Consider the following 10696-nt stretch of genomic DNA (forward strand, 5'->3'; position numbering starts at 1 on the left):
GATTTACGGCTACGCGAACTAGCCAAGCATCGCCAAGCCCGTTTCGAAAAACAATTTCCGTTCTTCCTGGACGTGCTGGTGCTCGCCATGAAAGCCGGTCTGAATTTCACCGCAGCGTTGGAGCAGGCCGTCAACTCACTGCCGAACGGCCCGGTAAAACAAGAGTTCTGCCGCTACCTCCGTGAATCGCGAGCCGGGCTTTCAAGACGAACCGCAATGGATCGTCTGGCGCAACGAATCCTGCTGCCGGCGGTAACCAACTTCGTGGCCGCTGTCGCTCAAGCCGAGCAAACCGGCGGCTCGCTAGGCGAAGTGCTGGCCGATCAAGCACGACAACGACGACAGGAGCGCTTTCTCCGCGCCGAAAAGCTAGCCAATCAAGCGCCGGTGAAGATGTTGTTGCCGTTGATCGCGCTGCTGTTCCCCACCACGTTCATCGTCATCGGCTTTCCCATCGCCATTCAACTGCTGGAGGCCGGCGCACTCCGCCTGTTCTGACGCAATGAAAACCTTGGAGTTACGTACGGCCGACGGGCGATGCATCGCGCATCACGTGCGCATGGCATGTTCGTTTCGCTCACGCTGCATCGGGTTGCTGGCTCATAGCTGCATTCGAGACCACGAAGGGTTGTTGCTCGTGCCCGGTGCCAGCATTCACACGCTTGGCATGCGATTCGATATCGACGTGGTGTTTCTGAATCGACAGATGCGCGTGCTGGCACTGGCGGAACGCGTGCCGCCCTGGCGAATCGTGAGGGCTCCCCGTGGCACGGGGCGAGTATTGGAACTCGCAGCGGGCAAGATTGCGGCGACCAGATTGACGACTGGCGCCTACCTGATCGTCGACTCTCCGCCGGACGATCCGAGCGAGCGTCCAACGATCAAACTGCAGCGACTGAGGCAGCCATGCCAACGCACGCCGCCCATTCAATTCTCGTTGCGCTTGCCGTTGGATCGACGCTGCACCGGCCCGGTTAAAGCCCAGTGCAGCGTCGGTACCAGGTTCGTCAGAAGCCCGCCGCCTTATCAGCGCGAACTCGACTCTCGCGCAAAGACGAGGCCGACCGTTGGAATTTGATGGCTTCGGTCTTGGGCACACCGTCGCCAAGGATCCTTCGCAAAGTTGCACGCACGGTCGCGGCGTCATCGTCGAAGTCGCCGTGATGGAGCGCGGTCGATGCGTCGATGGAGTTGACGGCCTTGTTGTTGGGTGAAATTACCAGGTCGGCGTTGTCGCCCTTGAACAAGGCTTGCAGCTCCGCATCCTTGCGCAGGAATTTCTCCATGCCAAGGATGGGCTCGCCGTCGCGGAACAGCGGGATGCGCGGCTCCTTCTCGAACGCGTGCGACACCAGGTACAGCAGCGACTTGTGATAGATGTTGGCGCAGTGATCGTCCTGCTCGGCCTTGTCCGAAAGTGCAAACAGGGCGAATCGCTTGATGCGTTTCTTCTTGATGGCCGGCAAGTAGTGCTCTTTGAACAGCGCGACCGTGCAAGCCGGCGCCCAGAGCGTACAAGTCTCCACATCGACACCGGCGTCATTCAGTGCAGTGATCAACGGCGCATGGAAGATGCTGCCAGCGCTATGACCGACGATATGAATCTTCGGCACCTGCTGCTTGGGTAACTTTTCCAGCAGTCGCTTGATATGACCAGCGACGGCTCGCGCGCCGCCCTTGCTGCTCTGAGTCGCAGCGAGTGCGTTCTCCTTCATTTCATCCCAAGCGGCTTTGCCGGTGAGCACGCGTGCCAACGGCTCCAGCGCATCGTCGAGCCGATCCAGCATGAAATCCTTGGCGGCATCGAGCACGCCTTCCGGCCGGCGACGCTGGAAAGCATCGTTCAGGATGTTCTTCACCGTGGTCCAGTAATCGGTGTGCCAGATGAACGTGAACGGATAGATGCCCGACGAGAGCATGGTGGGGCGATAGTCGGCGAGCCTTTGCACGGCCGCGGTTTCACCGACCAAGCCACCATGTGCGTACAACAGAATGTGCTGGTAGCCGTTGGCGTCGATGGCCTTGGGCAATTCGTTCTTGAACAACTCGGCGACTTCTTCGGCGGACGTGCCGTAGTTGCCGCCGGCTTTGAACTCGCCGTTGTTGCCCAGGCTGATGATGTGGGGACGCAGGTCGGGATATGAGTACGCGGCTGATTGGCCGGCTGACGCGGAATGCGCCACCGCCGTCGAGCCGCTCCTCTTGAGCTCGATGGGGGCGCCAAGTCGGGCCACCCAAACGTCAGTGGCGTTCTGCAGCCAGTCGTCGTAGCTGATGCAGGCGAAGCCTTCGTTGCCCCACTCCTCGCCCCACGAGTTCTGGATCCACACCCCGTGCTTGTCGTAACCGACGACGGCGAAGGCGTGCGCACCGAGCATGGTGTCGGAGTATTCGATCAAGCCATCGTCGCTGGGCTCGGCCCAGCCTTGATGCACATTGGACGTGGCGAACAGCACGCCGACTTCGGCGATGGCGGCATGCAGGGCCACCAGATCTTTGTGATTCACACGATAGTAGGCGCCAAGCGGTCGACGCAGAGCGTCAGCAGTGCGCGCATCGTTGAGGCCGGTGAGCAGCTGACCTTTGTTGCCCTTCGCAGTCGCCGACGGCCACACCGTTTCAGAGCACACCCCGTGTTTGTGCCAACCCTTCATGGCACCGCGTGCGCTCGAACCCGAGTAGTTTTCGCCTGGCCATTCGTCGTAGCGCTTGGCGAGCTCGTACAACATGCGCGGGCTGACCGGATTGCAGTCGCTCACCACCTTGCGAGTGGTCAGCAAGTAGTTCACCACCGTGGCCAGGCCATAACCGGTGCAGGCGCCTTCGGAGCCTTGATTCAGGATGGGAATGCGATGCTCGCGATAGCGCTGTAATTCCCGCTCGGTGGGCACCTCGATCAGCGTCGGCACATACATCTTGTCCCGGAAGTCGAGGGTGTCACGGCGAACATCGAAGACTCGCTTGCGGGCGCGACTGGCCGTCGCGCGGGTCGTGCGCTTGGTCATAAAGAAGACCCTATGATTTGTTATGGAAAAAAAGTCAGTCCCACATTGCGCGTAGCGCCGCTGCAGCGTCAATTCGTACTTTGGTATCAGCGGCAGTGGCGTTGGCCGAATGGGGCGTGGCTGGCCAGGCGCGTTGTTCGAATCGTTGCATGAGCTGGTCGGTGAAGAAGCGGCTGCGAGCGCCATACACATGCGCGTCGCCGGTGCGGCTCTGCTGAGTAATGTAGTACTTGAGCGGTGCGACCAGGTGCAGATCCTGTTTGGCGCGCGTCATGGCTACATATAAGAGGCGGCGTTCTTCTTCGACCAGGTCGGGGCGGCCGGTGGCATGTTCATTGGGGAAATTGCCGTCCGCCACATTCAACACATACACCGAATCCCATTCCTGACCCTTGGCCGAATGAATGGTGGATAGGATCAGATAGTCCTCGTCGCGAGCCGGGTCGCCGGCCAGGTCACTGCTGACTTGCGGCGGATCCAGGGTCAGCTCGGTAATGAATTGCTCTCGCGACGCGTATTGGCCGGACAGCCGCTCCAGCTGTTCGATATCGCCGATGCGCACACGGGCGGCGTCATAAATGCGTTCGAGCTGCGGCTCATACCATTTACGCAGGCGATTGAGCTGACCAATCCATTCACGCGCCTGCGACAAGTCGTTGACCAGCTCGACCAATCCGGCCCAATCGCTTTCGGCCGCGACAGGCATGCGATAAGCAGCGAGCGTCGGCCAGGCATAACCGCTGGCTTCGAATACTTTCAAACAGCGATCCGCGACCGCCGGCCCGACTCCGCTCAGCAGCTGCAGTACCCGGAAGCCCGCGATCTTATGCTTGGGATTGTCTGTCCAGCGCAGCAGTGCCAGCACATCTTTGACGTGTGCAGCTTCGAGGAATTTCAGGCCACCGTATTTGGTGTACGGAATATTGCGGCGGATCAGCTCCAACTCCAGCACGTCGCCGTGATGGGAATTGCGCATGAGCACGGCTTGCCGGCGCAGCGCCACGCCTTGTTCGCGTGCCGCCAGAATCTGCTCGACCACATACAACGATTGCGCCTTGTCGTCCTGAACCGAAACGTACACGGGACGGCGTGACGAGGCGCGTTCCGAACGCAGTTCCTTTTGATATTGCCGCGGGCTGTCGCTCATCAGCGCGTTGGCGGCATCCAGAATGGGCTGCACCGAGCGGTAGTTGTGTTCCAGCTTGATGACTTCCGCGGTCGGCGAGAAACGCGATGGGAATTCCAGAATGTTTTCGATGGTGGCCGCACGGAACGAATAGATGGCCTGGGCATCGTCGCCCACCACGCAGACGCCGTTACCTTGCGGCTTCATGGCCATCACGATCTCGGCCTGCAAAGTATTGCTGTCTTGATATTCGTCGATCAGCACGTGCGAGAACCGAGCACCGATATCCAGCGCCAGCTGTCGTTCCTGCACCAGCAGATGCCAATAGAGCAGCAGGTCGTCGTAGTCCAGCAGCTGCTGAGAATGTTTGAGTTCCACGTAGCGACGGAACAGTCGGCTGAGATCGTCGCCCCACTCGGCGCACCAAGGAAAAACCTCTTGTAGCGTTTGCGCCAGCGGCGCGCGGCTATTCACCTTGTGCGAGTAGATTGCAAGACAAGTGTCCTTGCGTGGAAAGCGCTTTTCCTTTTTGGCGAATCCGAGCTCTTGGCGCACGACGTCCAATAGATCGGCCGCGTCGCCCCGATCCAGCACCGAAAACGAGGGTTCGAGCCCGACCACATGCGCGTACTCGCGTATCAGCCGATTGCCGATGGAATGGTAGGTGCCAGACCAAAGCAGCCGCGCGGCATTGATGTGGATCGCGCCGGCGCGAGGCGAATTGCTCAGCGCTTGAGTAGCGATGCGCTCGGCCCGGCGGAGCATTTCCTGGGCCGCACGTCGAGTGAATGTTAGCAACAAGATCCGCTCGGGCGGCACGCCTTCGAGCAACAGATGAGCGACTCGGTGAGCGAGCGTGTTGGTCTTGCCAGTGCCAGCACCGGCGATGATTAACAACGGGCCGGCGGCAAAGCCTTCTGCAGAGCGCGCGCCATACAAGGCCGCACGCCGTTGGGCGGCGTTCAAGCCTTCTCCGAACGTGGCGACGAGGGCGGATTGCTGAGCGGTGCTGGCGCTGGTCATCGGGCCTATGATGGCCCAAAACTGTATATAACAACAGACTTGATTGCCGAGAAGAAGGAGCTCAGGTCGGCGGCGGGTTCAGATACTTGCCGTGCCAATCCAGGTATCGCTGCATCCGATCCTTTAGATACGACGGTGTGCGGATCCCGTGATTCTGTCCGGGATAAATGATCAGCTGCGTTGGTACACCGAGGCTGCGTAGTGCCTGGTACATCTGTTCCGAGTTCAGTAGCGGCACATTGAAATCCTGGTCGCCGCACAGGAACAACGTAGGCGTCTTGATGCGGTCCGCATGAATGAACGCATACGAGTTGTGCAGATAAGTGTCGAGATCCTTCCACGGCACACCGAGTTCCATCTCATATTCACGGATATACATGTCCGTGCCATACCCAGCGAGCACGTTAGAAATAGACGCCCCGCTGGTGGCCGATTTGAAGCGCGTGTCTTTGGCGATCACCACATTGGTCAAGATGCCGCCGTAGCTCCAGCCGCCCACGCCGAGGCGGTTCGGATCGGCGATGCCTTGCTGAACGACATGATCCACAGCGGCCAGCACGTCCTCCGAATCCTTGCCGCCCCAATCCTTATAGATGGCAGTCGCGAACGCTTCACCTCGCCCCGAGCTACCTCGCGGGTTAGATGAGACAACGACGTAACCTTGCGAGGCAAAGATCTGCCACGGCAGCGTGAAAGAGTTCGCGTACTGCGAAACCGGTCCGCCATGAATCCACAGCAACGTGGGATAGCGCTTGCCGGCAACGTAACCCGGCGGCTTGACCACGAATCCACTGATGCGCGTGCCATCCTTAGAGGAGAACGAAATCTCCTCAGTGGTGCCGAGCTGCACGCTCGCCAACCACTCGTCATTGTGATGAGACAGCGCTCGCAGCTGCTTGCCTTCGAGTGCGAAGAGCGCATCCGGTGAGTTCACCGTGCTATCGATCAAGGCGATGCGACCTTTACTGCCCAGATCATAGTCAGTGGTTTCGCGCCGACCGTCGAGCACGCGCTCGATCTTGCCGCTGCCGACGTTCATGCGCGCCAAGACTTGGTTGCGATCATCTTCGAGCAGGAAATAAATCGATGCGCCATCGCTCGACCAGCGCGGCTCGATGACATTTCTATCCAGCGACTTGGTAACGACGCGTGCAGCGCCGCCGCTGGCGGACACGATGGCGAGATGATGGGTCGAATAGAAAATGAGCTTGGGATCGCCGGCGGTGACGAACGCCAACTCGCGCCCATCGGGCCGCCATGTCGCCGCGGTCATCCAAGCGGAATCGCCGGCGTCGCCCTGAAACTTGGTAATCAGCTGCGGGCTCGCACCGGCGCGCGGCTCGATGGTGTACAGCCCGAACTCGTTGTTGCGATCCGGATCCTCGCTGCGATTACTGTAGAAGGCGATCCGGCTGCCGTCGGGCGACCAGCTCGGCTGGCTCTCATCGAAGCGGCCGGACGTGAGATTGTCGGCCTTGCGAGTGGCGACATCGAATACATATAAATGCTGGCGTTGGCTGCCGAGATAGCCGGTGACGTCCTCTTTGAAGTAATAGCGATCGATGACGATGGGTGGCGGCGTCTTGTCCTTGTCGGCGCCGCGCTGTTTGCGAGGATCTTCGTCGCTGACGATCAGCGCCAACTTCTTGCCGTCCGGCGACCAGCTGAAGTCGACCACGTCGCCGTTGAAACCGGTCAATGGTTTGGCCTCGCCCCCTTGCCGATCCAGCAACCACACTTGCTCCGGCGGATCGTCTTCACCGCGCGCGGTCAGAAAGCCGATGTATTTGCCGTCGGGACTCCAGCGCGGCGAGTGTTCGCTTTCGTCCGAGTAGGTCAGTTGCACACTTTGCTTACCGTCCCAGCTCGACATCCACAGATGGCTGTTGCCCTTGTCCTTGACCGGATCGGCGGTGCGTACCGTGTAGGCCACCCACTGGCCATCGGGCGACACCTGCGGGCTGCTCACCTCGCGAACGGCATTGATGTCATCGACGGTGAGTTGGCGGCGCTCGGCTGCGGCCGCCAGGGAGGGCGCGAACTGGCACACCGCCAGACCGAGGCACAGGACACGAAGGGTGGCATTCAGCATCGGCACTCCCTCGAAGCGTTGTCGGAGGATGGGGGGCGCCAGAGTGTCGTACGTCAAATCTTGCGTCAATTCAGGCTCGCAGCAGGTGTTGCGGAACCAAGCGTTTCTTTGAACGTTTTCTCACGGCAGCCGGTCGTCCGGCGCGATGAGGTGAGTTTCATGAAGCCATTGGTGTGGTTGGGTATTGGCTTGATCGTGGCCTGGGCCATTCTTTGGCTGGGCATCAAGCTGGCCGTGTTTGCGGTCCATGCCTTGTTATTGATCGGCGTCGTTCTGATCGGCTGGGGCCTGCTCCATAGCGCCCGCGCCGACAGTCCTTCTTAACGCCCGCTCCAGAATCCGGCTGTGCGTGACCTGCCGCCAGACCTTCCCGAGTCGGTGGTGCAGGCTCACCAGCATGCCCGCGCCAACGGCTTGCTGTATGTGTCCGATGCCGAGCCGGGCATCGGACGCTACAAGCGCGGCACCGGCTTTTATTACCTGGGCCCCGATCGCAAGCGGGTCACCGAAGCGCGCATCTTGGATCGCATCCGGAAGTTGGCGATTCCGCCTGCGTACACCGAGGTTTGGATTTGCACCAAGGAGCGGGGGCATCTGCAAGCCACCGGCCGCGATGCTCGGCGCCGCAAGCAGTATCGCTATCACCCTGATTGGCGCACCACTCGTGACGACGGCAAGTTCTCCAAGATGCTCGAATTCGGCGCGCAGTTGCCCAAGCTGCGGCGCCGATTGAAACAAGATCTGTCGTTATCCGGCTTGCCTAAAAACAAGGTGCTCGCGGTCATCGTCGAGTTGCTCGAGGAAACGTTGATACGCGTCGGCAACGAGGAATACGCGCGGACCAACCAATCGTATGGACTGACTACGCTGCGAAATAAGCACGTCAAATTCCTGCGTGACGGGCGGGCGTCGTTCAACTTCCGCGGCAAAAGCGGCCGTCAGCATGAAGTGGTGCTGGATGATCGTCGCCTCGCCCGCCTCATCAAGCACATTCAACAATTGCCGGGTCAGGCGCTGTTTCAATATGTGGACGACGACGGTCAGCGCCAGCCGGTGGACTCGGGCATGGTGAATGAATATTTGCGCGAGGCCATGGGTGGCGACAACGATTTCACCGCCAAGGATTTTCGCACCTGGGGCGGCACGGTCAGAGCCATCGCGTTTCTATCCTGTCAGGCGCGTAAAGAGCCGCTGACTCAACGCGCGTTCAATGGCTGCGTGGCGGCGACGGCTCGCAACGTCGCTGAAGCGTTAGGTAACACGCCAGCCGTGTGTCGCAAGTCATATATCAATCCCGTGGTCTTCGAGGCATGGAAGTCCGGCATCGTGGAAAAGCGAGTGCCACGCACGTCCATGTCACCACGCCGGATGGAGCTGGCGGCACTGGCCTTGCTCAAAGGGCCACGCCGCTCCAAAGTTAAATCGGCTGCCGCTAAATAGGCTGGTTTGCGCTTCGAGCGGCTCTCCAGCAAGATGCGCGCGCCGGGACGCGGTCCGGCACTCAAGCGGTGCGCGCATGCAGCCGGAAAAACAAGCATCCTCCAAAGGATCGACCATCGGTCTCGCTCTGCTATTCGGAGTGGTCGGTGCGTCGTTGACGTCGGATCTGGAGAACTTCTGGTTTGGCGCCATGTTCGGCGCACTGCTGGCTCAGGTGTTCTACCTGCGCGGTCGCGTTCACTCGTTGCAAGAGCAGTTGCAGGTAATAAGGGCGGCTCGACCGCAAGCGGTCGTCGAGCCCAGGCCGGCGCCGACTCAACCGGTTGACGATGTTTCTACTCCGGCCCAGCCAGCGACGGTGATAACGCCCGCTGCGACCGAGCAAGCACTGGCGAACATGGCAACGCCGGCGGCTACGGAGCAGGCTGCGTCGCGGGCACAACCTGCAGATGCAACTGCGGCGATTCGCGAGCGAGCCAGCACTGCGCCGACGCCGCCGCGAAAGCCGGCAAAGCCGCCGGAGCCTTCCGCCGTCGAGCGTCTGATCGGCGAGTTCGTCGACTGGCTCAAGCGCGGCAATCCGTTGGCGCGCATTGGTATCGTGATTTTGTTCTTCGGTGCCACGTTTCTGGCCAAGTACGCGGCCGAACACAGCATGTTTCCCATCGAGCTGCGTTTCATCGGCATCGCGGTGGGCGCTTTCGCCTTGCTGATCGTCGGCTGGCGGCTTCGAGAGAAACGCGCGGTTTACTCGGAAGTGCTTCAAGGCGGCGGTATAGCGGGGCTGTATCTAACGGTGTTCGCGGCAACCCGTTTCGATTTGTTACCCACCGGCCTCGCGTTTGGATTGTTGGTGGTGATCGCGTTGGCCGCAGCCATTCTGGCGGTCGGACAGAACGCACTGTCGCTTGCAGTCATCGGCACGGCGGGCGGTTTTCTGGCGCCCATCATGGTGTCCACCGGCAGCGGCAACTACATCGCGCTATTCAGCTACTACGCCGTGCTCAACCTCGGCGTGTTCGCAGTCGCATGGTTCCGCACCTGGAAAGTGTTGAACGTGCTTGGCTTCTTGTTCACGTTCACGATCACCGGCTTGTGGCGCGTCAACGGCTACGAAGCCGACGACCTGCTCGCGGCCGACGCGTTCCTGATCCTGTTCTTCCTGATGTATGTCGGCGTGTCGATCTTGAACTGTGTGCGTCAGCCGCCCGATCTGAAGGGCTACGTGTCCGGTTCATTGGTGTTTGGCTTGCCGGTGGTCGCATTCGCATTGCATGCGTCGATGGTCAGTCGCATCGAGTATGCGATGGCCTGGAGTGCGTTCGCGCTCGGCGCGTTCTATTTGATCCTCGGCTGGGTGTTGTTCAAAACCCGGCGCGACAGCTTCCGACTCTTGGTCGAAGCGTTCGCCGCGCTCGGCATCATCTTCGGTAGCCTCGCCATTCCATTGGCATTCGACTCTCGCACGACCGCAGCGATGTGGGCCGTCGAAGGCGCCGGCTTGCTGTGGCTCGGCGTGCGGCAGCAAAGAAAGCTGGCTCGCGCATTCGGCGCGTTATTACAGGTGGGCGCCGGCTTTGGCTGTTTGATTGGGCTGTACGGTCACTACGACGACCTGCCGATTCTCAACAGCGCTTATCTCGGCACGCTCATGCTCAGCGTTTCGGGTGTGTGCAGCGGTTACTGGTTGTTTCGCAATCGCGAGCATCGAGCCCGCTACGAGATCGGTGCCGACGCTGTGTTCACGCTCTGGGGCGTGGCGTGGTGGTTGCTCGGTGGGCTACGCGAGATCGACAGATTCCTGCCTTCTGCTGCCTACGGAGCATCGCTGAGTTTCGTAGCGCTGACCGTCGCGATGTTGGCGTGGATCAGCCTGAAACGAGAGTGGCGCTTGCCGCTGCTGACTGCGACCTATCTGCCAGTCGCGACCGCCTTGATCGCGCTGTTACATCTGGCAAACCTCGATCATCCGTTCGCGCAATGGGGGGCCATCGGCTGGGTATTGCTGTT

Annotated in this window: 8 protein-coding genes; 5 read left to right on the top strand and 3 right to left on the bottom strand. The window is 60.4% G+C overall.

Annotated elements, in window-relative coordinates; translation table 11 throughout:
- Nucleotides 1–498, top strand: a 498-nt coding sequence (locus tag JNL55_RS05255; protein ID WP_293850291.1) for a type II secretion system F family protein, incomplete at its 5' end; no start/stop codon positions are given.
- A 61-nt stretch (nucleotides 499–559) separates the two neighbouring features.
- A complete protein-coding gene (locus JNL55_RS37360; RefSeq protein ID WP_415923010.1) occupies nucleotides 560–1078 on the top strand; it encodes a DUF192 domain-containing protein in 519 nt (172 codons plus the stop codon).
- On the opposite strand, the gene JNL55_RS05260 is transcribed toward JNL55_RS37360, so the two are convergent.
- The 3 genes from JNL55_RS05260 to JNL55_RS05270 all read right to left on the bottom strand — a co-directional run bounded on the left by JNL55_RS05260 (nucleotide 1008) and on the right by JNL55_RS05270 (nucleotide 7246).
- On the bottom strand, nucleotides 1008–3005 hold the full coding sequence (locus JNL55_RS05260) for a C1 family peptidase (RefSeq protein ID WP_293850294.1): 1998 nt from the start codon (nucleotides 3003–3005) through the stop codon (nucleotides 1008–1010). The two genes, JNL55_RS37360 and JNL55_RS05260, sit on opposite strands and share 71 nt — an antisense overlap.
- A gap of 34 nt (nucleotides 3006–3039) precedes the next feature.
- The gene (locus JNL55_RS05265; RefSeq protein WP_293850296.1) at nucleotides 3040–5154 is read right to left on the bottom strand and encodes an ATP-dependent helicase; all 2115 of its coding nucleotides are present in this window, start codon (nucleotides 5152–5154) and stop codon (nucleotides 3040–3042) included.
- Between the two features lie 61 nt (nucleotides 5155–5215).
- Nucleotides 5216–7246 (bottom strand): alpha/beta hydrolase family protein, encoded by a 2031-nt coding sequence (locus tag JNL55_RS05270; protein ID WP_293850298.1) that lies wholly within the window; start codon nucleotides 7244–7246, stop codon nucleotides 5216–5218.
- 159 nt (nucleotides 7247–7405) lie between these two features.
- Here JNL55_RS05270 and JNL55_RS05275 point away from each other — a divergent pair, with 159 nt between their 5' ends.
- The 3 genes from JNL55_RS05275 to JNL55_RS05285 form a co-directional block, all read left to right on the top strand.
- Nucleotides 7406–7570 (top strand): hypothetical protein, encoded by a 165-nt coding sequence (locus JNL55_RS05275; protein ID WP_293850301.1) that lies wholly within the window; start codon nucleotides 7406–7408, stop codon nucleotides 7568–7570.
- 21 nt (nucleotides 7571–7591) lie between these two features.
- On the top strand, nucleotides 7592–8686 hold the full coding sequence (locus tag JNL55_RS05280; protein WP_293850304.1) for a DNA topoisomerase IB: 1095 nt from the start codon (nucleotides 7592–7594) through the stop codon (nucleotides 8684–8686).
- A 76-nt stretch (nucleotides 8687–8762) separates the two neighbouring features.
- Nucleotides 8763–10696 (top strand): DUF2339 domain-containing protein (locus JNL55_RS05285; RefSeq protein WP_293850307.1); only part of this gene is annotated, 1934 nt, incomplete at its 3' end.

The organism is Steroidobacter sp., from assembly GCF_016790065.1.
Classification (GTDB): domain Bacteria; phylum Pseudomonadota; class Gammaproteobacteria; order Steroidobacterales; family Steroidobacteraceae; genus Steroidobacter.